Raw genomic sequence first — 26,775 nt, 5'->3', positions numbered from 1 at the left:
ATCTCCCGCGGGGCTGTGAAGCGCGGTCGGGCGCGGCTGTGAAGAGCGTTTGGATAGGGTCGGCTGCGATGCACAAGACCCTGATCGTGACGAACGACTTCCCGCCCCGCCCCGGCGGCATCCAGGCGTTCCTGCACAACATGGCGCTCCGGCTCGACCCCGACCGACTCGTCGTCTACGCGTCCACCTGGAAGCGTTCCCGCGAGGGTGTCGAGGCGACGGCCGCCTTCGACGCCGAGCAGCCCTTCACCGTCGTACGGGACTCCACGACGATGCTGCTGCCGACCCCCGGGGCGACCCGCAGGGCCGTCGGGCTGCTGCGGGAGCACGGGTGCACGTCGGTGTGGTTCGGGGCGGCCGCGCCGCTCGGGCTGATGGCGCCGGCGCTGCGCAGGGCGGGCGCCGAGCGGCTGGTGGCCACCACGCACGGGCACGAGGCCGGGTGGGCGCAGCTGCCCGCCGCCCGGCAGCTGCTCGGCCGGATCGGCGAGAGCACGGACACGATCACCTACCTCGGCGAGTACACCCGCTCGCGGATCGCGACCGCGCTGAGCGCCGGGGCGGCGGGGCGGATGGTGCAGCTGCCGCCGGGCGTCGACGAGAAGACCTTCCACCCGGGATCGGGCGGCGAGGAGGTGCGGGCGCGGCTCGGGCTGACCGACCGGCCGGTGGTGGTGTGCGTCTCGCGGCTCGTGCCGCGCAAGGGCCAGGACACGCTGATCCTCGCGATGCCGCGGATCCTGGCCGCCGAGCCGGAGGCGGTCCTGCTGATCGTCGGGGGCGGGCCCTACGAGAAGGACCTGCGCAGGCTGGCCCAGGAGCGCGGGGTGGCGGACGCGGTGCGCTTCACCGGGGCGGTGCCCTGGTCGGAGCTGCCCGCCCACTACGGCGCCGGGGACGTCTTCGCGATGCCGTGCCGGACGCGACGGGGCGGACTGGATGTGGAGGGGCTCGGGATCGTCTACCTGGAGGCGTCGGCCACCGGGCTGCCCGTGGTCGCCGGGGACTCGGGCGGGGCGCCCGACGCCGTGCTCGACGGGGAGACGGGGTGGGTCGTGCGGGGCGGTTCCCCGGCCGACGCGGCCGAGCGCATCGTCGCCCTGCTCGGGGACGCGGAGCTGCGCCGCCGGATGGGGGAGCGCGGGCGCGCCTGGGTGGAGGAGAAGTGGCGGTGGGACCTGCTGGCGGAGAAGTTGAAGACGTTGCTCTAGCTTTTCCCTCCGCGCCCTAGGCGGAGGGACGTAATCCGCCGATGCTGCGCACATGGCAGCAGAACTGATACAGCGTCAGCTGACTGGTAATCAGCTGACGAGACGTCAAATCCTCGGTGTGGCCGCCCTCCAGACGGCGGCCACGCTCGGCTTCACCCGTGTCGGCCTTCAGTCGGCCCGCGCGGCGGAGCCCGTGGCGGTCGAATCCGCCCCCGCCGTCGTCGTCGGCTCCGGCTACGGCGCCGCCGTCGCCGCCCTGCGTCTCGGCCAGGCCGGCATCCGCACCCTCGTCCTCGAGATGGGCCGGCTGTGGAACACGGCCGGCTCCGACGGCAAGGTCTTCTGCAACACCGCCGACCCCGATCAGCGGTCCATGTGGTTCCGCACCCGCACCGAGGCGCCGCTGGCGACCTTCCTGTGGCTGGACCTCGTCAACAAGGACATCAGCCGCTACCCGGGCGTCCTGGACCGCGTGCACTTCGACAACATGTCCGTCTTCGTGGGCCGCGGGGTCGGCGGCGGCTCGCTGGTCAACGGCTCCATGGCGGTCACCCCGCTCCAGTCGTACTTCGCCGAGCAGTTCCCCACCGTCGACGCGGCGGAGATGTACGCGACCTACTTCCCGCGGGCCCGCGCCATGCTCGGCGTCAACAGCGTCGACCCCGCCTGGTTCGAGTCGACCGAGTGGTACCGGTTCTCGCGCGTCTCCCGCAAGCACGCGGCGAACACCGGTCTGAAGACCACCTTCGTGCCCAGCGTCTACGACTTCGGCTACATGCAGCGCGAGGCGGCGGGCACCGCGACGAGGTCCGCCCTCGGGCAGGAGGTCATCTACGGCAACAACCACGGCAAGAGGAGCCTCGACAAGTCGTATCTGGCGTCGGCGCTCGGCACCGGGAACGTCACGATCCACACCATGGAGAAGGTGCGCGGGATCAGCCGGGCGAGCGACGGGACGTACGTCCTGACCGCCGACCGCATCGACGACACGGGCAAGGTCGTCGAGACCAGGCAGTACGGCTGCACGTACCTCTTCCTCGGCGGCGGCAGCCTCGGGACCAGCGAACTCCTCGTCCGGGCCAGGGACACGGGCACGCTGCCCGCGCTGGACAGATCCGTCGGGGCGGGCTGGGGCAACAACGGCAACGTGATGCTCGGGCGGGCCAACCACCTGTGGGACACCGTCGGCGCCAACCAGTCGACCATGCCGGTCATGGGCATCGACGACTGGGCGAACACCGCCAACCCCGTCTTCGCGGAGATCGCCCCGCTGCCCACGGGACTGGAGCACTGGGTCAGCCTCTATCTGGCGATCACCAAGAACCCGCAGCGGGCCGCGTTCACGTACGACGCCGCCACCGGCGGGGTGAAGCTCGGCTGGAGCGCCGCGCAGAGCGCCGTCTCCTCGGGCATGGCCAAGAAGCTGTTCGACCGGATCAACGCGGCGAACGCCACCATCTACCGCTACGACCTCTTCGGCTCGTCCAGCAAGGTCTTCGCCGACGACTTCACGTACCACCCGCTCGGCGGTTGCGTGCTGGGGAATGCGACCGACGACTACGGTCGGGTGAAGGGGTATTCGAAGCTGTATGTCACCGACGGCTCGTTGGTGCCCGGCAACATCGGGGTGAATCCCTTCGTCACCATCACCGCCCTCGCCGAACGCACGATGGCGCGGGTCCTCGTGGAGGACACCGCGCCATGACGCTCCGTCAGGAGGTAACGAACAGCCGCTACTTGGCGTAGATCGCCTCGATCTCGCCCGCGTAGTCCTTCGCCACGACATTGCGCTTCAGCTTCAGCGACGGCGTGAGGTGGCCCGAGTCCTCCGTGAACTGGGAGGAGAGAATGCGGAACTTCCGCACCGATTCCGCCTTCGAGACCGCGGCGTTGCCGTCGTCGATCGCCGACTGGACGGCGGCCTGAAGGTCGGCGTCCCCGTGCAGCGACGCCGCGGTCGAACCCGCCGGCTTGCCGTGGTCGGCAGCCCAGCGGCCCAGGAACTCCTCGTCGATGGTGACCAGCGCGCCCACGAACGGCCGCCCGTCGCCCACCACCATGCACTCCGCCACCAGCGCGTGCGCCCGGATCCGGTCCTCGATCACGGCCGGCGCGACGTTCTTGCCGCCCGCGGTGACGATGATCTCCTTCTTGCGCCCGGTGATCCGGAGGTAGCCGTCCTCGTCGAGGGTGCCGATGTCACCGGTGTGGAACCAGCCGTCGGCCAGCGCCTCGGCGGTCGCGGCCGGGTTGTTCCAGTACTCCTTGAAGAGGTGCTCGCCGTGCAGCAGCACCTCCCCGTCGTCCGCGATCCGCACGACCGAGCCGGGCAGCGGCTGACCGACCGTGCCGATCTTCTGCCGGTCCCAGGGGTTGAAGGCGGTGGCGGCGCAGGACTCCGTCAGGCCGTAGCCCTCCAGGACGGTGAAGCCGATGCCGCGGAAGAAGTGACCGAGGCGCTCGCCCAGCGGGGCGCCCCCGGAGATCGCGTACTCGCCCTTGCCGCCGAGGACCGCGCGCAGCTTGCCGTAGACGAGCCGGTCGAAGACCTTGTGCTTGATCCTCAGCTTCAGCGGCGGGCCCGCCGGGAGCTCCAGCGCCTTGCTGTAGGCGATCGCGGTGTCGGCCGCCTTGTCGAAGATCGCGCCCTTGCCGTCCGCCTGCGCCTTGGCGCGCGCCGAGTTGTAGACCTTCTCGAAGACCCGCGGCACGCCCAGGATGAGCGTCGGGCGGAAGGCGGCCAGCTCGTCGGTGAGGTTCTTGATGTCCGGGACGGTGCCCAGCTTGATCGGCGCCATCATCGGGGCGATCTGCACCAGCCGGCCGAAGACGTGCGCGAGCGGGAGGAAGAGCAGCACGCTGCACTCGCCCGTGCGGAACAGCGGCCGCAGCCGCTCCACGACGTTCCCGCACTCGGCGAAGAAGCTGCGGTGGGTCAGCACGCAGCCCTTGGGCCGGCCGGTCGTACCGGACGTGTAGACGATGGTCGCCGGGTCGTCGGCCCTGGCCTGCGAGCTGCGCTCCTCGACGACCTCGTCGGAGACGTCCTTGCCGAGCCGCCCGAGCTCCTCGACACCCCCGGCCTCGATCTGCCAGACGTGCTTCAGCGCCGGCAGCGACTCGCGCACCGACTCCACGGCCGCCGCGTGGCCGTCCAGCTCGACGACGACGGCGGTCGCGCCCGAGTCGGAGAGGATCCACTGCACCTGCTCCGGGGAGCTGGTCTCGTACACCGGCACGGTGACCGCGCCCGCGCACCAGATCGCGAAGTCGAGCAGCGTCCACTCGTAGCGGGTGCGCGACATCAGGCCGACCCGGTCGCCGGGCTGGACGCCGGAGGCGATGAGGCCCTTGGCGGCGGCGTGCACCTCGGCCAGGAAGGCCGTGGCCGTCACGTCCTGCCAGGCGCCTCCCACCTTGCGGGCGATGACGGCGACGTCGGGATGCTGCGCGGCGTTTCTGCGGACGATGTCGGTCAGATTGCCGTCCGCAGGGACCTCGTACAAAGCCGGAAGGCTGAACTCGCGCAAGACTGCTGCTCCTCATAGGGCGCCGGCGCCACGACGTTGTGTGCTGCGACGATGCGGTCCAAGGCTCGGGACTGTGCTCGGGACCTCGGTGGATCTCGGTGGTTGAAATCCTGAGCACGACTGGACTGCCCGGACGTTACCCGTCGGTATGGCGTCTTCGACAGGGGGGTCCGGCGAGATGTTCGCTGCGTCACACAGATTGGTGTTTCCCGGCCGACAGTAGTCCACCGCTTTACTGACTGGCCAGTAACCGGTATCCCGATCGACACTGTTCACGTATGCCGCACACGCCTACCCTTGATCGTCATGGCATCCACACCGCCCGGAAACCGCCGGACACGCATCCACGTGGTCAGCGACGTGCACGGCAACGCGCGCGACCTGGCCCGGGCCGGAGAGGGCGCGGACGCACTGATCTGTCTGGGCGACCTGGTCCTGTTCCTGGACTACGCCGACCACTCCCGCGGGATCTTCCCCGACCTCTTCGGGGTGGAGAACGCCGACCTCATCGTCGAACTGCGCACCGCCCGCCGCTTCGAGGAGGCCCGTGAGCTCGGCGCCCGGCTGTGGGGCGGCATCGGCGGCGACCGGGCGGCGCTGATCGAGCAGGCGGTCCGCAAGCAGTACGCCGAGCTGTTCCCGGCGTTCCCGAACCCGACGTACGCCACCTACGGCAACGTCGACATGCCGCGGCTGTGGCCCGAGTTCGCCGGGCCCGGCACGACCGTCCTGGACGGGGAGCGGGTGGAGATCGGCGGCCGGGTCTTCGGCTTCGTGGGCGGCGGCCTGAGGACCCCCATGCGTACGCCGTACGAGATCAGCGACGAGGAGTACGCGGCGAAGATCGAGGCCGTGGGCGAGGTGGACGTGCTGTGCACCCACATCCCGCCGGAGGTGCCGGAACTCGTCTACGACACCGTCGCCCGCCGCTTCGAGCGGGGCAGCCGGGCGCTGCTGGACGCCATCCGCCGCACCCGGCCCCGCTACGCGCTCTTCGGGCACGTCCACCAGCCGCTCGCCCGCCGGATGCGGGTCGGCGCGACCGAGTGCGTGAACGTGGGCCACTTCGCGGGCAGCGGGAAGCCGTGGGCGCTGGAGTGGTGACCGGGCGACGACCCGACGCCGTCCGGACGGTGTCCTGACTCCGGGTGACGGCGGCAGGTCGGGCGCGCGGTAGCCTTCACGCTGCACACACGTGCGCGGCGGCTGGCGCACGGTGTCCTCTTCTCTACCTTTACCGGCCCGCATCTGGAGGAGCCACGGCGATGGCGGAACACACCAGCTCGAGCATCACGATCGAGGCGGCACCGGCTGAGGTCATGGCGGTGATCGCCGACTTCGCCCGCTACCCGGACTGGACCGGAGAGGTGAAGCAGGCGGAGGTCCTCGGGACCGACGGGCAGGGCCGCGCCGAGCAGGTCCGCCTGGTCATGGACGCCGGCGCCATCAAGGACGACCAGGTCCTCGGCTACACCTGGACCGGCGAGCACGAGGTGTCCTGGACGCTGGTGAAGTCCCAGATGCTGCGCCAGCTCGACGGCTCCTACCTCCTCGAGCCGGCCGGCGCGGGCGCGACCGAGGTCACCTACCGGCTGACCGTGGACGTCAAGATCCCCATGCTGGGCATGATCAAGCGCAAGGCCGAGAAGGTCATCATCGACCGCGCGCTGGCCGGCCTGAAGAAGCGGGTGGAGTCGGGAGAGGCCGGCTTCGAGGCGCCCGAGAAGTAGCGCCGGCCGCAAGACCCGGGAGCCGGCGGGTCCGGGGGCGGGGCGAGGAGGTCGGGGGCTGCCCCGACCTCCGTTACGGTTCACCCTCATGCGCACCATCCTGATCACCGGCCCTGGCGGCAGCGGACGCACCACCGTGGCGGCCGCCACCGCGCGGCGCGCCGCAGCGGAAGGCACCCGCACCCTCGTCCTGAGCGCCGACCGCACCGACACCCTCGGCGCGGCGCTCGGAGTGCGCACCGGGCCGAGCCCCGTCCCGGTCGCCCCGCGCCTCACCGCCTGGCGTCCCGACGCCGGCGCCGGCTTCCGGGACGACCTCGCCGGTTTCCAGGACCGCGCCTCCACCGTCCTCGACCTGCTCGGAGCCTCCCGGCTCGACCCGGAGGAGGTGACCCCCCTCCCCGGCGCCGAGGAGCTGACCCTGCTGCGCGCGCTGCGGGACGCCGCCCTCGCCGACGGCGGTGAGCTGCACGAACTCCTCGTCGTCGACCTGCCGCCCGTCTCGCAGGCCCTCGCCCTGCTGGCTCTCCCGGAAGAGCTGCGCCGCTATCTGCGCCGGCTGCTCCCGCCGGAACGACAGGCCGCCCGCGCCCTGCGCCCGATGCTCGGCCGTCTCGCCGGGGTGCCGATGCCCGCCGAGTGGCTGTACGAGACGACCGCCCGCTGGGACATGGAGCTGGCCGCCGTCGAGGCCGTCCTCGCCGACCCCGGCACCGCCGTACGCCTGGTCGCCGAGCCGGGACCGGCCGGCGCCGACGCCGTCCGCGACGCCCGCCTCGGCCTCGCCCTGCGCGCCCTGCCCGTCGAGTCGCTCGTCGCCAACCGCGTCCTGCCGGAGGCGGCGGCCGACGAGGGCCTGCTCGGCCGCCTCGTCACCCAGCAGCGCAAGTCCCTGGGGGAGTGGGGCGAGGCGGCCCGCCCTGTCGCCCACCTCGGCCACGACCCCCGCGGCGCCGACGACCTCGCGTCGCTCGCCGTGCCCGCCGTCAACCCGGCGACCTCCCCGGTCGGGTGGCCCGTGGCCGACCGGCTCGCCGAGGACGGCGTGCTCGTCTGGCACCTCCCGCTGCCCGGCGCCATACGCGACGAGCTCGACCTCATCCGGCGCGGCGACGAACTCGTCGTCACCGCCGGGCCGTTCCGTCGTATCGTCGCGCTGCCCTCCGTGCTGCGCCGCTGCACCGTCGACGGCGCCGCGCTGCGCGACGGCGAGCTGTGCGTGCGGTTCGCGCCGGATCCCGGGCTGTGGCCGCGCACCCACTGAACGAGGTTCCGCCGTTCGGGTAACGTCGTAGGGACGAGCCGTCATCAGGCGTCGTCGACCAGGAGTCATCAGGAGTCCGCCATGAGCGAAGAGCGCCCCACGCCCGACGCCGCCGGGGAGCCCGCCGGGTCGGGCTTCGACGAGCAGCCCCGCGCGACCGACGCCGACGCCTGGGCCACCGCCGCCGCCGAGGACCTGGCGGCGGAGAAGGCCCGCCGCCGCGCCCAGGACGACCGGTTGCCCCCGGGCTCGGCCGCCGAGGAACTGCGCAAGCTCGTGGACGCCGTCGGCGACAAGCTGTCCTCGCTCCAGTCCCCGCTGCTCGGGGCGGTCGCCGGACCGGCCGCCCAGCAGGTGGTCCGCCAGGTCGTGGAGCAGGCCAAGGCCGCCGTGGAGCCCGTCATCGAGCGCAACCCGGACGTCTTCGACCACCTCGCGGCCGCAGGTACCGAACTCCTCGCCGCCTACCGCTCCGCCGTCCAGACCCAGGAACAACGCTGGACGACGGGGGCGAAGGACCCGGGGAAGCCCCCGCGCGATCAAGGTCGTGACGGCGACGGCACCGGTCCCGGCCAGCGCATCGACTTGGACTGAAGCCCTCCGGGGGCAGGGCCTCGGGTACGGTTGGCCGTAGCGGGGCTCGACCGGAACTGAGGGATTCATGGGACTCACCATCGGCGTCGACATCGGCGGCACGAAGATCGCGGCCGGCGTGGTCGACGAGGAAGGCAACATCCTCTCGACCCACAAGGTGCCGACCCCGGGCACGCCCGAGGGCATCGTGGACGCCATCGCCTCCGCCGTGGAGGGCGCGCGTGCCGGGCACGACATCGTCGGTGTCGGCATCGGCGCCGCCGGCTATGTCAACCGCCAGCGCTCGACGGTCTACTTCGCGCCCAACATCGACTGGCGCCAGGAGCCGCTCAAGGACGAGGTCGAGGCCCGCGTCGGTCTCCCCGTCGTGGTGGAGAACGACGCCAACGCCGCGGCGTGGGGCGAGTACAAGTTCGGCGCGGGCAAGGGCCACCGCAACGTCATCTGCATCACCCTCGGCACCGGCCTCGGCGGCGGCATCATCATCGGCAACAAGCTGCGCCGCGGTCACTTCGGCGTCGCGGCCGAGTTCGGCCACATCCGCATGGTGCCGGACGGTCTGCTGTGCGGCTGCGGCTCGCAGGGCTGCTGGGAGCAGTACGCCTCCGGCCGCGCCCTCGTGCGCTACGCCAAGCAGCGCGCCAACGCGACCCCCGAGAACGCCGAGATCCTGCTGTCGTTGGGCGACGGCAACCCCGACGGCATCGAGGGCAAGCACATCTCCATGGCCGCCCGCCAGGGCGACCCGGTCGCGGTCGACTCCTACCGCGAGCTCGCCCGCTGGGCCGGCGCGGGCCTCGCCGACCTCGCCTCCCTCTTCGACCCGTCCGCCTTCATCGTCGGCGGCGGTCTCTCCGACGAGGGTGAGCTGGTCCTCGACCCGATCCGGAAGTCCTACAAGCGCTGGCTGGTCGGCGGCAACTGGCGTCCGGTGGCCGATGTCATCGCCGCCCAGCTGGGCAACAAGGCGGGCCTGGTGGGAGCGGCGGACCTGGCGAGAGAGCCCGACCCGATCATGTAGTCGTGGTGCTGGTGCTGGTGCTGGTGCTGGTGCTGGTGCTGGTGCTGGTGCTGGTGCTGGTGCTGGTGCTGCTGCTGGGACCGCTCGTCCTGCTCGTACGGCTGGTCGTACTGCTCCTGGTACCGCCACGGCCGGTCGTTACGGCACATGGCGTCAACACGGGGGCCGCTCGCGGCCCCCGTTCGCTTTTCCGGACGTAGGGGACGGGGCGGCGTATCTTGATCGCTATGCCGACGACCTCGCCGCTACCCAACTCCCGCACCGAGCCCGACGGTTCGGCCGTCATCCGGGTCCTCAGCTACAACATCCGCTCCATGCGGGACGACACCGAGGCCCTCGCCCGGGTCATCACCGCCTGCGCCCCCGACCTGACCCTGGTCCAGGAGGCCCCCCGCTTCTTCCGCTGGCGCAAGAAGCTCGCCCGACTCGCGGCCGCCTCCGGCCAGGTGATCCTCACCGGCGGCGGCACGGCGGCCGGCCCGGCCGTCCTGTGCTCGCTGCGGGCGACCGTCGAACGCGCCGAGGACGTCCTGCTGCCGCTCACCCCCGGTGAGCACCGCCGGGGCCTCGCGACCGCCGTGGTCCGCTTCGCCGGTGCCCGGCTCGGCGTGGCCGGCTGCCACCTCGGCCTGACGGCCGCCGAGCGCTACGAGCAGGCGGGCATGCTGCTCGACCGTCTCGCCGGGATGGGCGTGGAGCACACGGTCGCGGGCGGCGACATCAACGAGAGCCCCGGCGGCCGCACCTTCGGCCGCCTGGCCACCGCGCTCCAGGACTGCCGCGCCGCCGCCCCCTGGGGCGCCGAGGACAGCTTCCCGTCCACCGGGCCGAACCGCCGCATCGACGGGATCTTCGTGACGAAGGGCGTGGAGGTGCTGGGCTGCGGTGTGCCGATCGGGCTTCCCGGAGTCACCGGGAGCGACCTGAGGGCGGCCACGGACCACCTTCCGGTCCTCGCCGCCCTCAGGATCCCCGCGGACAGGCCCTAGACGACCGCTCCCCGTCCCGGATCCCCGTCCTCCTCGTCGTCCGTGCGCATCCGCATCACCAGCGTGGCGAAGCCGCCGAGGAAGCCGCCGATGCCGACGGTCGACAGCCACCAGGTCATCTCCCAGCCCAGCAGCACCGCGAGCAGGAGCAGCAACGGCCCGCCGATCACCCCTAGCCAGGCGAACTTGGCCGTGGTGTCGGCGGCGGGCAGCGGCGGCGGCTCCGGCGGGACGAAGTGACCCTCGTCGTCCCCGTCGAAGTCCTCCTCCGCGGCCTCGGGCGCCGTGTAGTCGCGCGGGCCGACACCGGGCGCGAAGGCGATCGAGCCGCCCAGCGGCTTGGCCGGTTCCTTCTCCTCGCCGGGCTCCTTGACGGGCTCTTCGGCGGAGTCCTTCGCGGGTTCCTGGTCGGATTCTGCCCCGGACTCCTCGTCGTTCGTCCCGACCTCGAGCAGCGCCAGGTCCTCGATCGACTTGAACGGCTTGGAGCCCGGCGGGTCCGCCGGCTCCTCGCCGTATCCCGCGACGATCGCCGCCCACGCGGCGGCCTCGTCGAAGGGCACGCTCTGCTCCTCCGACGCGCGGCCCTCCGGGCCGTCCCGCTCGTCCCGGTTCTCCCGGTCCTCACGGTCGGAGTCGTGCTCAGCCACCTACGGCCGTCCCTTCCTTGCCGACACTGGGCGCGATCCGGGCGATGAACGCGTAGCTCTCCTCGAAGATCCGGTCCGCATCGTGGTCCAACGTTGCCACGTGGTAGCTCTGTTCCAGCAGGATCTCGGTCACGTCGGCCGACGACACCCGGCCGAGGACCCGGGCCGAGTCGGCGGCCGGTACGACATGGTCCTGGACGCTGTGCAGAAGCAGCAGCGGCTGGGTGACCTGCGGCAGTTCGCCGTCGACCATCCGCAGGAAGGTGCGCAGGGAGTGCGCCGAGTGCAGCGGCACCCGGTCGTACCCGCTCTCCAGCACGCCCTCCTTCGCGATGTCGCTGGTGATCCCCTTCGTCGTCCGGACGAGATGCCGGGCCACCGGAAGGGCGTACGCGGACAGGCCGTGCACCCTGTTCGCCGGGTTGACGACGATGACGCCCTCCACCCGCTCCCCGTGCTTCGCGGCGAGCCGCAGGGCCAGTGCGCCGCCCATCGACAGACCGGCCACGAACACCCGCGAGCACCGGTCGCGCAGGGCGCGCAGCTCGCGGTCCACCTCCGCGTACCAGTCCGGCCAGCCGGTCAGCGCCATGTCCTCCCAGCGCGTGCCGTGTCCCGGCAGCAGCGGCAGCGAGACGGTCAGGCCCTGTCCGGCCAGGTACCGCGCCCAGGGGCGCAGCGACTGCGGGGAACCGGTGAAGCCGTGACAGAGGAGCACCCCGACCTCTCCGCCCTCATGGCGGTACGGCTCGGCTCCAGGAAGGACCGGCACCTCGGTCTCCTGTCTTCGTCTGTTCTTCGTGGGAGGGACGTGTCCTTCACCGTACGCGACCGCACTGACACCGACCAGGGTCGTCGGAGCCTTTGCGGCCACTCCGGGTTAAGGTCTGAGCGACACAAACAGGAGGCACTCGCTTGTTGTACGGCGCGATGAAGGTCGCTATCGGGGGACCGCTGAAGGTCACCTTCAGGCCCTGGGTGGAAGGCCTCGAGAACATTCCCGCCGAGGGCCCCGCGATCCTGGCGAGCAACCACCTGTCCTTCTCGGACTCGTTCTTCCTGCCCGCGGTCCTCGACCGCAAGGTGACCTTCATCGCGAAGGCCGAGTACTTCACCACGCCCGGTGTGAAGGGCCGGCTGACGGCGGCCTTCTTCAAGGGCGTCGGCCAGCTCCCGGTGGACCGCTCCGGCGGTCGCGGGGCCGGCGAGGCGGCGATCCGCAGCGGCGTGGAGGTGCTCGAGCGGGGCGAGCTGTTCGGCATCTACCCGGAGGGCACGCGGTCGCCCGACGGCCGGCTCTACCGTGGCAAGCCGGGCGGCCTCGCGCGCGTGGCGCTCGCCACCGGCGCGCCCGTGATCCCGGTCGCGATGATCGACACCGAGAAGATCCAGCCGCCCGGGAAGGTGCTGCCGAAGATCATGCGGCCCGGTATACGCATCGGCAAGCCGCTGGACTTCGCCCGGTACCAGGGCATGGATCACGACCGCTTCGTGCTGCGCGCCGTGACCGACGAGGTCATGTACGAGATCATGAAGCTCTCCGGCCAGGAGTACGTCGACATCTACGCGACTGCCGCCAAGCGGCAGATCACGGAGGCGGCGAAGGCCGAGAGGGAGGCGGAGAGGGCCGCGAAGGCGGCGCTCGCGCAGGCCGAGAAGGACCAGGCCAAGAAGGACAAAGAGCAGTAGTCCGGCGGTCGGTGGGCGGCAGTCGGTAGTCGGGGCCCGGGGGCGGGGGACGGATGGCCAGGCGCGAGAGAGTCATGAGAATGTCGGTCGAGCTGCCGCTGTGGCGTGCGCTCGCCGGCTACCGGGTGCTCACCATGCTGTACGCGGTGGGCTTCTTCGCCACCGCCTACGACGGGTTCGTCCGGCCCTGGGTCGCCGTCGGCTACTACTTCGTCCTGTTCGTCTGGACCGTGGCCACCCTGCCCAAGGTCGCGAGCGCGGCGAGCTGCACCAAGCGATTCCTCGCCGCCGACCTCACCATCGCGCTCACCGGCATCCTGCTCACCACCGTGGCCGACACCCACGAGCGCATCCAGTCGGGCGGCCCGACCCTGCCGTCGATATGGACCGCCGGCTCCGTCCTGGCCTTCGCGATCAAGGGCGGCTGGCGCTGGGCGGCCTTCGCGTCCACGGCTGTGGCGGTCGCCAACCTGGTCGAGCGCGGTACCCCGGCCCGCGACACCATCCACAACGTGATCCTCGTCTGGGTCGCCTCCATCGCCATCGGCTACGTCGTCGAGGTCGCCCGCGCCTCCGAACGCACCCTGGCCCGCGCGCTGGAGATCGAGGCCGCGACCCGGGAGCGGGAGCGGCTGGCCCGGGACATCCACGACGGCGTGCTCCAGGTGCTGGCCATGGTGCAGCGACGTGGCGCGGTGCTCGGCGGTGAGGCGGCCGAACTGGGCCGGATGGCCGGGGAACAGGAGGTCGCGCTGCGCACCCTGGTCGCCGGCGGCCTGGTGCCCGTCTCGCGGGTGTCGCAGGACGCGGCCGAGGGCGCCGTCGTGCGGGTGGTGGAGGAGCCGGCCGAGCAGACCGGTCCGGTCGACCTGCGCTCGCTGCTCGCCCCCTTCGCCGCCGCCCGCGTCAACCTCGCCGAGCCGGGCGCCCCGGTGATGCTGCCCGCGCCCGCCGCGAAGGAGCTGGCCGCGGCGGTCGGGGCCGCCCTGGACAACGTACGCAGACACGCCGGGGCGGACGCCCGGGCCTGGATCCTGGTGGAGGACGAGCCCGACGAGGTGATCATCACCGTGCGGGACGACGGGCCCGGCATCCCCGAGGGGCGGCTCGCGCAGGCGGAGGGCGAGGGGCGGCTCGGGGTCGCCCAGTCGATCCGGGGCCGGTTGCGTGACCTCGGCGGCAGCGCCGAGCTGATCTCCACCCCGGGGCAGGGCACGGAGGTCGAACTGACGGTGCCGAAGGAGAAGAACGTGCGGCGGGGGAAGGCGGAGCAGCGATGAGCGGTCAGCAGGATCCGATCAGGGTCATGGTGGTCGACGACCACCCCATGTGGCGCGACGCCGTCGCCCGGGACCTCGCCGAGGCCGGCCTCGACGTGGTCGCCACCGCGGGCGACGGAGAGCAGGCCGTGCGCCGGGCCAAGGCCACCACGCCCGATGTGCTGGTGCTGGACCTGAACCTGCCGGCCAAGCCCGGCGTCCAGGTCTGCAAGGAGGTCGTCGCGGCGAACCCGGCCCTGCGGGTCCTCGTACTGTCGGCGAGCGGTGAGCACGCCGACGTGCTGGAGGCGGTGAAGTCCGGCGCGACCGGCTATCTGCTGAAGTCGGCGTCCACGGAGGAACTGCTGGACGCGGTGCGCCGCACGGCCGTCGGCGACCCGGTGTTCACCCCGGGCCTGGCCGGGCTGGTCCTCGGCGAGTACCGCCGGCTGGCCTCGGACCCCGGCCCCGCCGCGGGCGGCGGCGACGAACCGAACGCGCCCCGGCTGACGGACCGGGAGACCGAGGTGCTGCGGCTGGTGGCCAAGGGCCTGAGCTACAAGCAGATCGCCGAACGCCTCGTCATCTCCCACCGTACGGTCCAGAACCACGTCCAGAACACCCTCGGCAAGCTCCAGCTCCACAACCGGGTGGAACTGGTCCGGTACGCGATAGAGCGCGGCCTCGACGACGAGTGAGCGCGCCGCGGCCAATCCCCGGACGATTCACCGGAATTGGACCTGCAAAGGCATACCTGTGTGACCTGGATCACCATTACCGTGACCCTCGTCGGCCAACCGCGGCGAAGGGACACTTCCATGCGCGTCGGAGTACTGACCGGGGGCGGGGACTGCCCCGGCCTCAACGCCGTCATCCGGGCCGTCGTCCGCAAGGGCGTCCAGGAGTACGGCCATGAGTTCGTCGGATTCCGCGACGGCTGGCGGGGCCCCCTGGAAGGGAGGTCGATCCGCCTGGGCATCCCCGTCGTGCGCGGCATCCTGCCCCGCGGCGGCACGATCCTCGGCTCCTCGCGGACCAACCCCCTCAAGGAGGAGGACGGCATCCGCCGGATCAAGGACACCCTCGCCCGGCAGCGGGTCGGAGCCCTCGTCACCATCGGCGGCGAGGACACCCTCGGGGTGGCGGCCCGGCTCTCCGACGAGTACGGGGTGCCCTGCGTGGGCGTCCCGAAGACCATAGACAACGACCTGTCCGCCACCGACTACACCTTCGGCTTCGACACCGCCGTGGGCATCGCGACCGAGGCCATCGACCGGCTGCACACCACCGCCGAGTCCCATATGCGCGTCCTCGTCGTCGAGGTGATGGGCCGTCACGCCGGCTGGATCGCCCTGCACTCGGGCCTGGCCGGCGGCGCCAACGTCATCCTCATCCCCGAGCAGCGCTTCGACATCGAGCAGGTCTGCGCCTGGGTGACCTCCCGCTTCCGGGCGTCGTACGCCCCGATCGTGGTCGTCGCCGAGGGGGCGATGCCCAGGGACGGCGACGCGGTGCTGAAGGACGGGTCGCTGGACCCCTTCGGGCACGTCCGGCTGTCCGGCGTCGGCGAGTGGCTCGCCAAGGAGATCGAACGGCGGACGGGGAAGGAGTCCCGCACCACGGTCCTCGGCCACGTCCAGCGCGGCGGCACGCCGAGCGCCTTCGACCGCTGGCTCGCCACGCGCTTCGGCCTGCACGCCGTCGACGCCGTCCACGAGGGCGACTTCGGCACGATGGTCGCCCTGCGCGGCACGGACATCGTCCGCGTACCCATCGCCGAGGCCACCGCGAAACTGAAGACGGTGGACCCGAAGCTGTACGCGGAGGCCGGCGTGTTCTTCGGCTGACGGACCGCTGACGGACCCTTGACGGACCGCTAACGGGCCGGCCGCGGTTCGGCGCCCACCCGGGCCACCAACTCCCGCACCACGGCAGCCCCGTTCAGCGTCAGCACCGACTCGGGATGGAACTGGACCCCGGCGACCGCGTTCATGGGTGCGCCTTCGGCGCGCCCCGGCCCGCGCAGCGCGTGCACCTCGCCGTTCGCGGCCCGGCTCACCTCCACGCCGTGCGCGGCCAGCTCCCGCAGCGCCTCGTCGTCGCACAGCGCCACGAAGCTGTTGTAGAACCCGACGGTCTCCGCCCGCCCGAACAGGTCCACGGTCGTCTGCGCCCCCTGGTAGGGCACCTGCTTGCGCACGATGTCCAGCCCCAGCTCCGCCGCGATCAGCTCGTGCCCGAGGCAGACCCCGAGGACACCGTGCCGGTGCTCCCTGATCACCCGCGCGGTCAGCCCCCGCAGCAACCGCATCTTCGGGTCGGTCAGGTCGGACGGGTCGCCGGGGCCGGGGCCCAGCACGACCGGCCCCTCGTGCGCGAGCACCGACTCCGTCAGCCCGGGTTCGTCGTAGCGCCGGACGCTCACCTCGAGACCGCTGGAACGCAGCACATGCGCGAGCATCGCGGTGAAGGTGTCCTCGCCGTCGACGACGAGCGCGTGCCCGGTCAGCTCCTGCGTCCGCTCCTGCATCCGCAGCCAGAACGGCGCCAGCGAGGCCCGGCGGCCGTCCAGCGCCGCCCGCACCCGGGGGTCGTCGGCCAGCCGGGGCCGCGCGCCGTCCGTCCGTGGCCTGCCCGGCCGGACGCCGAGCGCGGCCAGCACACCCGCCGCCTTCGCGTGCGTCTCCGCGACCTCGCCCGCCGGATCCGAGCCGCGCACGAGGGTGGCGCCCACCGGCACCCGCAGCCGCCCGGCCGCGTCGATGTCGGCGGTGCGGATGAGGATGGGGGAGTCGAGGGTCTGCGCCCCGCCCGGGTCCCGGCCCAGCAGCGCCAGCGCGCCGGCGTAGTAGCCCCGCCCGACCCCGTCCGGCCCGAGAGGCTCGTACCGCTCGATGACCCGGCAGGCGTTCTGCACGGGCGAGCCGGTGACGGTCGCCGCGAACATGGTCTCCTTCAGCACCTCCCGCACATCCAGCGAGGACCTGCCGCGCAGCTCGTACTCCGTGTGCGCGAGATGCGCCATCTCCTTCAGCCGGGGGCCGATCACCACCCCGCCCATGTCGCCGACGGTGCACATCATCTTGAGCTCCTCGTCGACGACCATCGACAGCTCCTCGATCTCCTTGCCGTCGGCGAGGAAGTCCAGCAGCCGCTCGGGCGTCGGACCCTGCGCCGGATACCGGTACGTCCCGCTGATCGGGTTCATCACGACCGTGCCGCCGGACATCCGCACGTGCACCTCGGGGCTGGCTCCCACCAGCGTCCGGTCCCCGGTGTGCACGACGAACGTCCAGTAGGCGCCCCGCTCGCCTTCGAGAAGCCGCCGGAACAGGGCCAGCGCGTCGGCCCGGCCGAACCCCGGGATCCGCCCCCGGTAGGTCCGCCGGATCACGAAGTTGGCACCCTCGCCCCGGCCGATCTCGTCCCGCAGCACCCGCCCGACGATCTGCGCGTACTCCTCGTCGGCCACGTCGAAGCCGCCGTCCTCGACCCGCACGTCCCTGGCCGGGAGCCGGTCCAGGACATCCGTCAGCGGCAGGACGTGACGCTCCTCGGGAACCAGCACCGCCAGCGGAGTGCCGTCGTCGCGGACGTCGAAACCGCGTTCGCGGATCTGCCGGAACGGGACGAGCGCCAGGCACTCCTCGGGCAGGTCGGCGAGCCGGTCGTAGGTGGCGACCGGGCCGAGCAGTACCTCCACCGTGTCCGCGTCATGGCCGGGAGTGCGGCGGCGGAGCAGGGCGAACGGGCGGTCGTCGTGGAGCAGCTGTGCCAGGTCCATGGGTTCCTCTTCCGTCGATCTCGATCTCGATCGATGTCGGTATCGGTGAGGAACGGCCCCGGACACGCCGAAGGCCGCCCCTCGGGCGGCCTTCGCGAAGTCTTGCGTACGCGCAGTTCAGTGGGCCGCCGGATGAGCGGTCCACCACCAGTTCTGGGTCGAAAGCGCGAACATGCGACGCACCCTACCCCACGCGCACCTGAGCACAGGGGCGTCTCACCTGTCGAGCCGGGCGAAAACGACTCGACACGACCCCGTAATGTTGAGGGCGTGACCGTGAACGCTAAGACCAGCGCCAGCGCTGGCAACACCTGGCGAGACCTGCCCGCGGCGCAGCAGCCCGAGTACCCCGACACCGAGGCTCTGCGCGCAGTGATCGCGGAACTCGAGTCGTATCCGCCGCTCGTCTTCGCGGGCGAGTGCGACCAGCTGCGTGCCCGGATGGCGGCCGTCGCCAAGGGAGAGGCGTTCCTTCTCCAGGGCGGCGACTGCGCCGAGGCGTTCGACGGGGTCTCCGCCGATCAGATCCGCAACAAGCTCAAGACGCTGCTCCAGATGGGCGCCGTGCTCACGTACGCGGCCTCGGTGCCGGTCGTCAAGGTCGGCCGGATCGCCGGCCAGTACTCCAAGCCGCGTTCCAAGGGCACCGAGACCCGCGACGGCGTGACCCTGCCGACGTACCGCGGCGACTCGGTGAACGGCTTCGACTTCGACGAGGCGTCCCGTATCCCGGACCCCGAGCGCCTGAAGCGGATGTACAACGCCTCCGCCTCCACGCTCAACCTGGTGCGTGCCTTCACCACCGGCGGCTACGCCGACCTGCGCCAGGTGCACGCCTGGAACCAGGACTTCGTGAAGCAGTCCCCGTCCGGTCAGCGCTACGAGCAGCTCGCCCGCGAGATCGACAACGCGCTGAACTTCATGCACGCCTGCGGGGCCGACCCGGAGGAGTTCAAGACCGTCGAGTTCTTCTCCTCGCACGAGGCGCTGCTGCTCGACTACGAGTCCGCCCTGACCAGGGTCGACTCCCGCACCGGGCGGCTGTACGACGTCTCGGCGCACATGGTGTGGATCGGTGAGCGCACCCGGCAGCTGGACCACGCGCACATCGAGTTCGCCTCGAAGATCCGCAACCCGATCGGCATCAAGCTCGGCCCGACGACCACGGCCGAGGAGGCGCTGCAGTACATCGAGCGCCTCGACCCCGACCGCGAGCCGGGCCGGCTGACCTTCATCGTCCGCATGGGCGCCGACAAGGTCCGCGACAAGCTGCCCGAGCTGGTCGAGAAGGTCAGCGCCTCGGGTGCGACCGTCGCCTGGATCACCGACCCGATGCACGGCAACACCTACGAGGCGGCCTCGGGTCACAAGACCCGCCGGTTCGACGACGTGCTCGACGAGGTCAAGGGCTTCTTCGAGGTCCACAAGGCGCTCGGCACCCACCCGGGCGGCATCCACGTGGAGCTGACCGGTGACGATGTCACCGAGTGCGTGGGCGGCGGCGACGAGATCTTCGTCGACGACCTGCACCAGCGCTACGAGACGGCCTGTGACCCCCGCCTGAACCGCAGCCAGTCCCTGGACCTGGCCTTCCTCGTGGCGGAGATGTACCGGGACCAGTGACCTTCGGTCATGGAGTGGGGCGCGGAACACATACGATCCGCGCCCCACTCCACTTTTGTGTCAGCCGACCGCCGGGTAAGGTTAGGTTAGCCTTATTGATCTCGGCAGGAGGTGAATCCGCGTGTTCGTATGCAGCTGCTTCGGCGTGACCGAGGCGCAGGTCCAGCAGCACGCGGACAACGGAGCCTGTACCCCCCGCCAGATCGCCTCCGCCTGCAAGGCGGGCACGGACTGCGGGTCGTGCGTCCGTCGCATCCAGGCGATCCTCGGCCGGGGCGCCTGTCCGCGCCGTGACCTCGCCGACCAGGGCAGGCCGGTCCTCGCCGGAGTCGGGGAGTTCGAAGAGCTCGAGGAAGCCGCCTAGCCAGGGGCTCAGCTCTCCGGCTGCTCGATCAGCTGCGCGAGGTACAGCGCCTCACCGAGCTTCTCCACCAGTTCGAGCTGCGTGTCGAGGTAGTCGATGTGGTGCTCCTCGTCCTCGAGGATCGACTCGAAGATGTTCGCGGACGTGATGTCACCCTTTTCGCGCATCACCTTGATTCCGCGCTTCAGCCGGTCGATCGCCTCGACCTCGACCTGACGGTCGGCCTCGAACATCTCCTTGACCGTCTGCCCGACCCGCACGTGGAAGAGCCGCTGGTAGTTCGGCAGCCCGTCCAGGAACAGGATCCGGTCGGTGAGCACCTCGGCGTGCTTCATCTCGTCGAACGACTCGTGCCGGGTGTACTTGGCGAGCTTCGTCCAGCCGAAGTTCTCCTGCATCTTGGCGTGGAGGAAGTACTGGTTGATCGCGGTGAGCTCGCCGGTGAGCTGCTCGTTGAGGAACTCGATGACCTCGGGGTCGCCCTGCATCGCAGAGGCTCCTTCCACGTGGGGAATCGGGGTGAGGAACGGGGAGGCTGCCGCCGCATGATTGCATCGGCGTCGAAGATCGTCCAGTAAGTGCGTACTTAGTAAGTTAGTGCATGCTTAGTAGCAGTTGCCCGATTCGGGATATGCCCGGTCATGGCTGGTCATGTGCACCGTCCGGGGTCTGTCAGGATGGAGTCATGGGTCAGCCGGTGGAGCGCGAATCTGGAGAAGAAGCAGTGTCCGAGCTTCCGCCGGGGCAGCGACTTCAGCGGGGATGGCCCGTCACGCACTACGGTCCGGTGCCCAAGTTCCGGCCCGAGCGCTGGGAGTTCAGGGTCTTCGGCGCCACCGCCGACGGCGAGAAGCGCTGCTGGAACCACGAGCAGTTCACGGCCCTTCCGTACGCGTCCGTCGTGGCCGATCTGCACTGCGTGACGAAGTTCAGCATGCTCGGCGCCGAGTGGGGCGGGATCCAGGCCCGCACCATCCTGGAGAGCGCTCCGCCCGCCCCGAACGTCACCCATGTGATGGTGTGGGCCGAGTACGGCTTCAGCTCGAACCTGCGCCTGGCCGACTTCGCCGCCGAGCGCACGATCTTCGCCACCCACAAGGACGGCGAGCTGCTCACCGCCGAGCACGGCTTTCCGCTGCGGCTGGTCGTTCCGCATCTCTACGCCTGGAAGGGCCCCAAGTGGGTCCGCGGCGTCGAGTACATGACCGCCGACCGCCGTGGCTTCTGGGAGGAGCGCGGCTACCACAACCTCGGCGACCCGTGGAAGGAACAGCGCTACTCGTACCAGGAGGGGCCGGGGGACGGCCCGGAACTCTGACCTCCCCGGTGCGGCGTCAGCCGCGCCGGGCTCTCGTCAGCCGTCCCGCAGCTTCTTCAGCCGCTCCACGTCCGCCGCGTGCCCTTCCTTGCCGCCGGGCGTCTCGATGATCAGCGGTACGCCCGCGGTGGCGGGGTGGGTCATCAGTGCCCGGAACGGGTCTTCCCCGATGTGACCGGCGCCGATGTTCTCGTGCCGGTCCTTGTGGGCGCCGACCACGTCCTTGGAGTCATTGGCGTGGATCAGCTTCAGCCGGCCCTCGCCGACCGTGTCCACCAGCAGATCGAGGGTCTGGTGCATACCGGCCGGGCCGGTCAGATCGTGCCCTGCCGCGAAGATGTGGCAGGTGTCGAGGCAGACGCCCAGCTTGGGATGGGCGTCCAGCGCCTCGAAGTACGGCCCGAAGTCCCAGGTCCGGGAGCAGAGCGAGGCGCCCTGGCCGGCGGTGGACTCGAGCAGCAGGAACGGGTCGTCGTCGTGGGTCAGCTCGTCCAGCAGCGGCAGCAGGTACTCCCGCACCTGCTTCAGCGCCACCGACCGGTCCCGCCCGCCCGTCGCGCTTCCCGTGTGCACGACCACGCCCAGCGCGCCGATCTCCCGCCCGCGGCGCAGCGAGTGCCGCATCGACTCCACCGACCGCTCGGCCGTCGCCTCGGTGTGCGAGCCGAAGTTGATCAGGTAGGGCGCGTGTACGTAGGCCGGGACCGACTGCGCCGCGCACGCCTCCCGGAAGGCCTCGTCCTGTCGCGGGTTGCCGACCGGAGTGGCCCAGCCGCGCGGGTTGGCGACGAAGACCTGGACCGTCTCGGCGGCGAGGTCGTGCGCGTACGACATGCCCACGTCGTGCAGACCGCCGGCCACGGGGACGTGACCGCCGATGGGGTTGCGGGCGGGGAGGGGGGCTGGAGAACTCACCCGTTCAGGGTGTCATGCCCCGCGCACCGCCCGGTCAGCGGATGGTGATCGTGATCGTCGATCCCTTGGGCGCCGTGTCGCCGCCGTCCACGGACTGGCTCTTCACGGTGTCGCCGAACAGTCCGAGCAGCCCCCGGTCCTCTTCGACCTCGAACCCGGACTGCTTCAGGAGCGACTTGGCGTCGTCGACGCTCGCGCCGACCACGTCCGGGACCTCGACCATCTCCGGCCCCTTGGACACCGTCAGCGTCACCGTGTCGCCCTCGGCGGCCTCGCTGCCCTCCTCCGGGGTCTGTGTCGCGACCAGGCCCTTGTCGAACTCGGAGTTGACCTGCCCGGTGGCGACCTTCACCTTCAGGCCGGCCTCCTGCAGTTCGGCCCTGGCGTCGTTCAGGGCATCGCCGGTGACGTCCGGGATGTCGATCGGGGCGCCCTTGCTGACCACGATCGACACCGCGCTTCCCGCGCGGCGCTTCGTGCCCGCCTCCGGGTCGGTGCTGATCACGAAGCCCTTGACGACGTCCTCGCTGAACTCCTGGGTGACGAGCCCAGGCTCCAGTCCGTCCGTCTTCAGCAGCTCCTCGGCCTTGTCCAGCCGGGAGCCCGTCACATCCGGCACCTTCACGATCTCCGGGCCGTCGGAGACGGTGAGCGTCACGGAGTCGTGCTTGCGGATCCGGGCGCCCGGGTCGGGGTCGGTGTCCATGACGGTGCCGCGCTTCACGGTGTCGCTGTGCTGGTGCCGCACCTTGCCGACCTCGAGGCCGGCGGCCTCCAGCCGTGTCCTGGCCTCCGCCTCCTTCTGCGTGAGCACCGCGGGGACCTTGGTGAACTGGCCGGAGTTGATGTACCAGACACCGGCGCCCACGCCGAACACCAGCAGGACGGCGGCGACGAGCGCGAGCACTCCGCGCCGGGGCCGTGCGGTACGGCGCCGGGGCGGCAGGGGCGGCCCGCTCTGGAAGCGAGAGGTGCGGTTGAGCGGGTCCTCGCCGTCGGCGGGGTCGTCGTCGTTGACGGGCAGCGGACGGGGCACGGTGAGCGAGCGCGGGATCACGCTCGTCCGGTCCTCGGCGTTGTCGTGTCCGGCGGAGACGGCCTGCGGCGGCATCGCGTCCAGCTGGTCCACGCTGAGCGGAGCGCGCGCCTCCCGTACCAGCCCGAGCAGCGCGACGGCGTCGTACGGCCGGACGTCGGGGGTGCGGGCGGTGGCCGACGCCACGAGCTCGTCCAGCTCGAAGGGCATCCCGGGGACGAGGGCCGACGGCGGCGGAACGTCCTCGTGGAGGTGCTTGTAGAGCACGATCGCGGGGGAGTCGCCGTCGTGAGGTTTCTCACCGGTGAGCATCTCGTAGAGCACCACCCCGCACGCGTACACGTCGACGCGGGGGTCGGCGGCGCCGGGCTGCTCGATCTGTTCGGGGGCGAGATAGGCGACGGTGCCGAGCACGGCTCCCGTGGTGCTGGTCACGGTGTCGACGGACCGCACCAGCCCGAAGTCCGCGACCTTGACCCGCCCGTCGTCCCCTATGAGCACGTTCTCTGGCTTCATGTCCCGGTGCACGAACCCGGCCCGGTGCGCGGCGCCGAGCGCGGCCAGCACGGACTCCAGGATGTCGAGCGCGGCCCGCGGCTGGAGCGCCCCGCGCTCGCGCAGCACGTCGCGCAGCGTGCATCCGGCGATGTACTCCATGGCGAGATAGACGTACGACCCATCGGCACCCTGATCGAACACCTGAACGACATTCGGGTGGGCGAGCCGGGCGACCGACTTCGCCTCCCGGATGAACCGCTCGACGAAGGCCCCGTCGGCGGCGAGCGCCGGGTGCATCACCTTGAGCGCGAGCACACGGTCCAGGCGGGTGTCCACGGCCCGGTAGACCGTGGCCATCCCGCCGACCGCGATCCGCGCCTCTACGCGATACCGGCCGTCGAGCAACTGCCCGACCAGAGGGTCCTGAAGGGTCGTGTCCACGCAGGTGAGTGTACGAGCCGACGCTGACACCTCCGGCGGTTCCACCGCGATCGCAGCGCGACTGGAGCCGACCTGTGACGCAACCCACGAGTCCCGCGCCTCCCGTATCCGCAGACCGGACGGTGGCGCGGCGGCGGTCAGAACGCGGGGCGCTCGGGGTCCAGCACGGCCCGGCCCTCCACGGGCGAGGACGCCTCCGCGAAGTAGCGGGGCGGGATCCGCCCGGCCAGCCGGGCGAGCCTTCCGGCCTCGACGCCGGCCCGCATGGCCGACGCCATCCGCTCGGGGTCCCGCGCCCGCGTCACCGCCGACGCCAGCATCACCCCGGCGCACCCCAGCTCCATCGCCTGCGCCACGTCCGACGCGGTGCCCGCCCCCGCGTCCAGGATCACCGGCACGCGCGCGTGCTCGACGATCAGCCGGAAGTTGTGCGGGTTGCGAATGCCCAGCCCGGAGCCGATCGGCGAGCCCAGCGGCATCACCGCCGCGCACCCCACGTCCTCCAGCTTCCTGGCCAGCACCGGATCGTCGTTCGTGTACGGCAGCACCGTGAACCCGTCGTCCACCAGCGTCTCCGCCGCCTCCAGCAGCTCGATCGGGTCCGGCAGCAGCGTGCGTTCGTCGGCGATGACCTCCAGCTTGATCAGATCGGTGCCCAGCGCCTCCCGCGCCAGCCGGGCCGTCAGCACCGCCTCCCCTGCGGTGAAGCACCCCGCCGTGTTCGGCAGCACCCGGATACCGAGGCGCTCCAGCACCGACAGCACGGAACCGTGCACCGAGGGGTCCACCCGGCGCATCGCGACCGTCGTCAGCTCGGTCCCGGACGCCACCAGCGCCCGCTCCAGCACCTCCAGGCTGGGCGCACCCCCGGTGCCCATGATCAGACGGGACGAGAAGGACCTGCCCGCGAGGACGAAGGGATCGTCGGCCATGGCTCAGCCCCCCTGGACCGCGGTGAGGACTTCCACCCGGTCACCGTCGCGCAGCGCCGTGGACGGCCACTGCGCGCGCGGGACGACGGTCTCGTTGAGCGCGGCGGCCACCCCGGAGGGCGCCGGCGTCAGGGACCGTACGACGCTGTCGAGGGCGGTACCGGGAGCGAACTCGCGCCGCTCTCCGTTCACCGAGACACGCACGTGTGCGTTCTTGCGGGCGCTCTCCTGGACGTTCTCCTGGGCGTTCATGCGGGCTGCTCCGAGAGTGCGGCGGCGCCGAAGCGCCGGGGCGTGAAGGGACGGGCCTCGTCCGGGAGCTCCCCGGTGGCCAGGGCGTGCGCCATCGCGTCACCCGTCACCGGCGTCAGCAGTACGCCGTTGCGGTAGTGGCCGGTGGCCAGCAGCAACCCCGCCAGCTCCGTCGGCCCGAGCAGCGGCGCGTTGTCCGGGGACCCGGGCCGCAGCCCCGCGCGCGTCTCCGTGAGCGGCAGCTCGGTGATCCCCGGGACCAGCTCATGGGCGTCGCGCAGCAACTCGTACACGCCCCCCGCCGTCACCGTGGTGTCCCAGCCCAGCTCCTCGCTGGTGGCGCCCACGACCAGCTCGCCGTTCTCCCGGGGGACCAGGTAGACCTGGCTGCCGCGCACCACGGCCCGCACGGTCCGGCTCAGGAACGGCGCGTACCGCGGCGGCACGGTCAGCCGCAGCACCTGGCCCTTCACCGGCCGTACCGGAGGCAGCACGTCCTGCGGCACGCCCGCGAGCCGTCCGCTCAGGCTGCCGCCGGCGAGCACCACCTGCCCCGCCTCCAGGGCCGTACCGTCCCGCGTGACGACCCCCGTGGCGCGCCCGCCCACCACGGACAGCCGCTCGGCCCGTACGCGGTGGAAGGCCACCCCGGCCCGCTCGCACGCGGCCACCAGCGCCGCGGTCAGCCGCCGCGGGTCGATCTGGTGGTCGCCGTCCACCCGCAGCCCGCCCCGTACCCCGGGCGCCAGCAGCGGCTCCAGGCGCCGGCACTCACGCCCGGACAGCCACTCCGACTCCAGCCCCGACTGCTGCTGAAGCGCGTGCAGTTCGCGCAGATGGGCGCGGTCGTCGGAGTCCAGCGCGACCGCGAGCGTGCCGCAGCGCCGGTAACCGAGGTCGTGCCCGGTCAGCTCCGTCAGCTCGGCCGCGAACTCCGGGTATCGGCGGGCGGACGCCAGGTTGAGGCCGAGCAGGGTCTGCTCGCCGTGGTGCAGTTCGGTGACGGCGGCCAGCATCCCGGCCGCCACCTGGGCGGCCCCGCCGCCCGGCGCCGGGTCGGCCACCGCCGTGGCGAAGCCGCGCTGCGCGGCCCGCCAGGCCGTGACAAGGCCGATGATCCCGCCCCCGATGACGAGGACGTCTGACGTACGTGGAGACGACATGGGCGTCCAGCCCCTCCCTTCGCCGGCATGACCCGGATCAGGTTCGACGGTCGGAGGCCGCCAGCCTCCCTCTCAGCCCGGTGCGTCCGGACTCCCGCGTGTGCTCTAGGTTGGCCACCCTAGCCCGTGGTCCGGCGCCTCTGTAAGGGAGCCTTTCGTCATGCCCCGCTCGCTGGACGGCCTCGTCCTCGCGCCCGTCGCCGACCAGGCCCCGGGCCAGGTCGGCACCCGCACCCGCTTCACGTACCACGAGCGCGACGGCGAGATCTGGGCGGAGTACGCGGGCGGTGACGTCGTACGCGGGCATCTGGTGGGTACCCGGGAAGGCGACCGGCTCGACTTCCGGTACGTACAGCTCAAGCACGACGGGACGACGTCCTCGGGACACTGCGTCTCGACGGTCGTGGAGCTCGGCGACGGACGGGTGCGGCTCGAGGAGAGCTGGGCGTGGGAGTCGCAGGAGGGCAGCGGCACCAGCGTTGTGGAGCAGGTCACGGCGCACGACGGCTGAC

Annotated in this window: 28 protein-coding genes; 17 read left to right on the top strand and 11 right to left on the bottom strand. The window is 71.6% G+C overall.

Annotated features, from left to right (window positions below; all coding sequences use genetic code 11):
- The first annotated feature begins 68 nt into the window (after positions 1 to 68).
- Entirely contained in the window at positions 69 to 1,211 is a 1,143-nt protein-coding gene (locus tag QQM72_RS22560; protein WP_314222671.1) for a glycosyltransferase family 4 protein, read from the top strand.
- Between the two features lie 52 nt (positions 1,212 to 1,263).
- The gene (locus QQM72_RS22555) at positions 1,264 to 2,916 is read left to right on the top strand and encodes a GMC oxidoreductase (protein ID WP_449657435.1); all 1,653 of its coding nucleotides are present in this window, start codon (positions 1,264 to 1,266) and stop codon (positions 2,914 to 2,916) included.
- Positions 2,917 to 2,944: 28 nt separating this feature from the next.
- Here the strand turns inward: QQM72_RS22555 and QQM72_RS22550 are convergent, their stop codons facing one another.
- Positions 2,945 to 4,741 carry an AMP-dependent synthetase/ligase gene (locus QQM72_RS22550; protein WP_314222670.1) on the bottom strand — a complete coding sequence of 599 codons (1,797 nt, stop codon included), beginning with the start codon at positions 4,739 to 4,741 and terminating at the stop codon, positions 2,945 to 2,947.
- Between the two features lie 348 nt (positions 4,742 to 5,089).
- Between QQM72_RS22550 and QQM72_RS22545 the strand changes: the two genes are divergently transcribed.
- The 7 genes from QQM72_RS22545 (at position 5,090) to QQM72_RS22515 (ending at position 10,339) form a co-directional block, all read left to right on the top strand.
- A complete protein-coding gene (locus tag QQM72_RS22545) occupies positions 5,090 to 5,845 on the top strand; it encodes a metallophosphoesterase family protein (RefSeq protein ID WP_314222715.1) in 756 nt (251 codons plus the stop codon).
- Positions 5,846 to 6,006: 161 nt separating this feature from the next.
- Entirely contained in the window at positions 6,007 to 6,471 is a 465-nt protein-coding gene (locus tag QQM72_RS22540) for an SRPBCC family protein (RefSeq protein WP_314222669.1), read from the top strand.
- 88 nt (positions 6,472 to 6,559) lie between these two features.
- Positions 6,560 to 7,735, top strand: a complete 1,176-nt coding sequence (locus tag QQM72_RS22535; RefSeq protein ID WP_314222668.1) for an ArsA family ATPase — start codon at positions 6,560 to 6,562, stop codon at positions 7,733 to 7,735.
- A gap of 81 nt (positions 7,736 to 7,816) precedes the next feature.
- Positions 7,817 to 8,329 (top strand): DUF5304 domain-containing protein, encoded by a 513-nt coding sequence (locus QQM72_RS22530; RefSeq protein WP_314222667.1) that lies wholly within the window; start codon positions 7,817 to 7,819, stop codon positions 8,327 to 8,329.
- Between the two features lie 67 nt (positions 8,330 to 8,396).
- The gene (locus QQM72_RS22525) at positions 8,397 to 9,350 is read left to right on the top strand and encodes an ROK family glucokinase (RefSeq protein ID WP_020129975.1); all 954 of its coding nucleotides are present in this window, start codon (positions 8,397 to 8,399) and stop codon (positions 9,348 to 9,350) included.
- A gap of 2 nt (positions 9,351 to 9,352) precedes the next feature.
- Positions 9,353 to 9,550, top strand: a complete 198-nt coding sequence (locus tag QQM72_RS22520; protein ID WP_314222666.1) for a hypothetical protein — start codon at positions 9,353 to 9,355, stop codon at positions 9,548 to 9,550.
- 27 nt (positions 9,551 to 9,577) lie between these two features.
- Complete coding sequence (locus QQM72_RS22515; RefSeq protein WP_314222665.1) at positions 9,578 to 10,339, top strand: endonuclease/exonuclease/phosphatase family protein; 762 nt, start codon at positions 9,578 to 9,580, stop codon at positions 10,337 to 10,339.
- On the opposite strand, the gene QQM72_RS22510 is transcribed toward QQM72_RS22515, so the two are convergent.
- Positions 10,336 to 10,989: a hypothetical protein gene (locus tag QQM72_RS22510; RefSeq protein ID WP_314222664.1), complete on the bottom strand. Its 654-nt coding sequence runs from the start codon at positions 10,987 to 10,989 to the stop codon at positions 10,336 to 10,338. The genes QQM72_RS22515 and QQM72_RS22510 overlap by 4 nt on opposite strands.
- On the bottom strand, positions 10,982 to 11,761 hold the full coding sequence (locus QQM72_RS22505) for an alpha/beta hydrolase (RefSeq protein ID WP_314222663.1): 780 nt from the start codon (positions 11,759 to 11,761) through the stop codon (positions 10,982 to 10,984). The genes QQM72_RS22510 and QQM72_RS22505 overlap by 8 nt, the downstream gene beginning before the upstream one ends.
- A 158-nt stretch (positions 11,762 to 11,919) precedes the next feature.
- On the opposite strand from QQM72_RS22505, the gene QQM72_RS22500 reads away from it, so the two are divergent.
- From QQM72_RS22500 to QQM72_RS22485, 4 genes are all read left to right on the top strand, one after another.
- Positions 11,920 to 12,678 (top strand): lysophospholipid acyltransferase family protein, encoded by a 759-nt coding sequence (locus QQM72_RS22500; protein WP_314222662.1) that lies wholly within the window; start codon positions 11,920 to 11,922, stop codon positions 12,676 to 12,678.
- Positions 12,679 to 12,731: 53 nt separating this feature from the next.
- Positions 12,732 to 13,958 (top strand): MacS family sensor histidine kinase, encoded by a 1,227-nt coding sequence (macS, locus tag QQM72_RS22495; protein WP_314222661.1) that lies wholly within the window; start codon positions 12,732 to 12,734, stop codon positions 13,956 to 13,958.
- Complete coding sequence (locus QQM72_RS22490) at positions 13,955 to 14,635, top strand: response regulator transcription factor (RefSeq protein WP_314222660.1); 681 nt, start codon at positions 13,955 to 13,957, stop codon at positions 14,633 to 14,635. The genes macS and QQM72_RS22490 overlap by 4 nt, the downstream gene beginning before the upstream one ends.
- A gap of 120 nt (positions 14,636 to 14,755) precedes the next feature.
- Entirely contained in the window at positions 14,756 to 15,784 is a 1,029-nt protein-coding gene (locus tag QQM72_RS22485; RefSeq protein ID WP_314222659.1) for a 6-phosphofructokinase, read from the top strand.
- Between the two features lie 29 nt (positions 15,785 to 15,813).
- Here QQM72_RS22485 and QQM72_RS22480 read toward each other — a convergent pair whose 3' ends face one another.
- On the bottom strand, positions 15,814 to 17,721 hold the full coding sequence (locus tag QQM72_RS22480) for an anthranilate synthase family protein (protein WP_314222658.1): 1,908 nt from the start codon (positions 17,719 to 17,721) through the stop codon (positions 15,814 to 15,816).
- A gap of 117 nt (positions 17,722 to 17,838) precedes the next feature.
- Entirely contained in the window at positions 17,839 to 17,895 is a 57-nt protein-coding gene (locus QQM72_RS40920; protein WP_078912442.1) for a trp operon leader peptide, read from the bottom strand.
- Positions 17,896 to 17,991: 96 nt separating this feature from the next.
- Here QQM72_RS40920 and QQM72_RS22475 point away from each other — a divergent pair, with 96 nt between their 5' ends.
- Entirely contained in the window at positions 17,992 to 19,344 is a 1,353-nt protein-coding gene (locus tag QQM72_RS22475; RefSeq protein ID WP_314222657.1) for a class II 3-deoxy-7-phosphoheptulonate synthase, read from the top strand.
- Positions 19,345 to 19,465: 121 nt separating this feature from the next.
- Positions 19,466 to 19,708, top strand: coding sequence for a (2Fe-2S)-binding protein (locus QQM72_RS22470; protein WP_314222656.1), 243 nt, complete (start codon positions 19,466 to 19,468; stop codon positions 19,706 to 19,708).
- Positions 19,709 to 19,716: 8 nt separating this feature from the next.
- Here the strand turns inward: QQM72_RS22470 and bfr are convergent, their stop codons facing one another.
- Positions 19,717 to 20,196 (bottom strand): bacterioferritin, encoded by a 480-nt coding sequence (bfr, locus tag QQM72_RS22465; RefSeq protein ID WP_314222655.1) that lies wholly within the window; start codon positions 20,194 to 20,196, stop codon positions 19,717 to 19,719.
- A 197-nt stretch (positions 20,197 to 20,393) separates the two neighbouring features.
- On the opposite strand from bfr, the gene QQM72_RS22460 reads away from it, so the two are divergent.
- Positions 20,394 to 21,026, top strand: coding sequence for a sulfite oxidase-like oxidoreductase (locus QQM72_RS22460; RefSeq protein WP_314222654.1), 633 nt, complete (start codon positions 20,394 to 20,396; stop codon positions 21,024 to 21,026).
- 36 nt (positions 21,027 to 21,062) lie between these two features.
- Here the strand turns inward: QQM72_RS22460 and QQM72_RS22455 are convergent, their stop codons facing one another.
- The 5 genes from QQM72_RS22455 to thiO all read right to left on the bottom strand — a co-directional run bounded on the left by QQM72_RS22455 (position 21,063) and on the right by thiO (position 26,263).
- A complete protein-coding gene (locus QQM72_RS22455) occupies positions 21,063 to 21,941 on the bottom strand; it encodes a deoxyribonuclease IV (protein WP_314222653.1) in 879 nt (292 codons plus the stop codon).
- 34 nt (positions 21,942 to 21,975) lie between these two features.
- Positions 21,976 to 23,916 carry a Stk1 family PASTA domain-containing Ser/Thr kinase gene (gene pknB / locus QQM72_RS22450; protein WP_314222652.1) on the bottom strand — a complete coding sequence of 647 codons (1,941 nt, stop codon included), beginning with the start codon at positions 23,914 to 23,916 and terminating at the stop codon, positions 21,976 to 21,978.
- 137 nt (positions 23,917 to 24,053) lie between these two features.
- Positions 24,054 to 24,848 carry a thiazole synthase gene (locus QQM72_RS22445; RefSeq protein ID WP_314222651.1) on the bottom strand — a complete coding sequence of 265 codons (795 nt, stop codon included), beginning with the start codon at positions 24,846 to 24,848 and terminating at the stop codon, positions 24,054 to 24,056.
- 3 nt (positions 24,849 to 24,851) lie between these two features.
- The gene (gene thiS, locus QQM72_RS22440) at positions 24,852 to 25,052 is read right to left on the bottom strand and encodes a sulfur carrier protein ThiS (protein WP_314222714.1); all 201 of its coding nucleotides are present in this window, start codon (positions 25,050 to 25,052) and stop codon (positions 24,852 to 24,854) included.
- Between the two features lie 44 nt (positions 25,053 to 25,096).
- Positions 25,097 to 26,263 (bottom strand): glycine oxidase ThiO, encoded by a 1,167-nt coding sequence (gene thiO, locus QQM72_RS22435; RefSeq protein ID WP_314222650.1) that lies wholly within the window; start codon positions 26,261 to 26,263, stop codon positions 25,097 to 25,099.
- A gap of 160 nt (positions 26,264 to 26,423) precedes the next feature.
- On the opposite strand from thiO, the gene QQM72_RS22430 reads away from it, so the two are divergent.
- Complete coding sequence (locus tag QQM72_RS22430) at positions 26,424 to 26,774, top strand: hypothetical protein (RefSeq protein ID WP_314222649.1); 351 nt, start codon at positions 26,424 to 26,426, stop codon at positions 26,772 to 26,774.
- The last annotated feature ends 1 nt before the right edge of the window (position 26,775 follow it).

Source organism: Streptomyces zaehneri (assembly GCF_032248645.1).
Classification (GTDB): domain Bacteria; phylum Actinomycetota; class Actinomycetes; order Streptomycetales; family Streptomycetaceae; genus Streptomyces; species Streptomyces coriariae.
This window is presented reverse-complemented; position numbering and strand designations above follow the sequence as displayed.

What these genes read in the sequence shown, in the direction of transcription:
- QQM72_RS22480 (WP_314222658.1), bottom strand. Translation starts at nt 17,721, where the DNA reads ATGGACCTGGCACAGCTGCTCCACGACGACCGCCCGTTCGCCCTGCTC.
- QQM72_RS22430 (WP_314222649.1), top strand. Translation starts at nt 26,424, where the DNA reads ATGCCCCGCTCGCTGGACGGCCTCGTCCTCGCGCCCGTCGCCGACCAG.
- QQM72_RS22515 (WP_314222665.1), top strand. Translation starts at nt 9,578, where the DNA reads ATGCCGACGACCTCGCCGCTACCCAACTCCCGCACCGAGCCCGACGGT.
- bfr (WP_314222655.1), bottom strand. Translation starts at nt 20,196, where the DNA reads ATGCAGGGCGACCCCGAGGTCATCGAGTTCCTCAACGAGCAGCTCACC.
- macS (WP_314222661.1), top strand. Translation starts at nt 12,732, where the DNA reads ATGGCCAGGCGCGAGAGAGTCATGAGAATGTCGGTCGAGCTGCCGCTG.
- QQM72_RS22490 (WP_314222660.1), top strand. Translation starts at nt 13,955, where the DNA reads ATGAGCGGTCAGCAGGATCCGATCAGGGTCATGGTGGTCGACGACCAC.
- QQM72_RS22535 (WP_314222668.1), top strand. Translation starts at nt 6,560, where the DNA reads ATGCGCACCATCCTGATCACCGGCCCTGGCGGCAGCGGACGCACCACC.
- QQM72_RS22460 (WP_314222654.1), top strand. Translation starts at nt 20,394, where the DNA reads ATGGGTCAGCCGGTGGAGCGCGAATCTGGAGAAGAAGCAGTGTCCGAG.
- QQM72_RS22540 (WP_314222669.1), top strand. Translation starts at nt 6,007, where the DNA reads ATGGCGGAACACACCAGCTCGAGCATCACGATCGAGGCGGCACCGGCT.
- QQM72_RS22555 (WP_449657435.1), top strand. Translation starts at nt 1,264, where the DNA reads ATGGCAGCAGAACTGATACAGCGTCAGCTGACTGGTAATCAGCTGACG.
- QQM72_RS22530 (WP_314222667.1), top strand. Translation starts at nt 7,817, where the DNA reads ATGAGCGAAGAGCGCCCCACGCCCGACGCCGCCGGGGAGCCCGCCGGG.
- QQM72_RS22445 (WP_314222651.1), bottom strand. Translation starts at nt 24,848, where the DNA reads ATGGCCGACGATCCCTTCGTCCTCGCGGGCAGGTCCTTCTCGTCCCGT.
- QQM72_RS22485 (WP_314222659.1), top strand. Translation starts at nt 14,756, where the DNA reads ATGCGCGTCGGAGTACTGACCGGGGGCGGGGACTGCCCCGGCCTCAAC.
- thiO (WP_314222650.1), bottom strand. Translation starts at nt 26,263, where the DNA reads ATGTCGTCTCCACGTACGTCAGACGTCCTCGTCATCGGGGGCGGGATC.
- QQM72_RS22560 (WP_314222671.1), top strand. Translation starts at nt 69, where the DNA reads ATGCACAAGACCCTGATCGTGACGAACGACTTCCCGCCCCGCCCCGGC.
- QQM72_RS22525 (WP_020129975.1), top strand. Translation starts at nt 8,397, where the DNA reads ATGGGACTCACCATCGGCGTCGACATCGGCGGCACGAAGATCGCGGCC.
- QQM72_RS22500 (WP_314222662.1), top strand. Translation starts at nt 11,920, where the DNA reads ATGAAGGTCGCTATCGGGGGACCGCTGAAGGTCACCTTCAGGCCCTGG.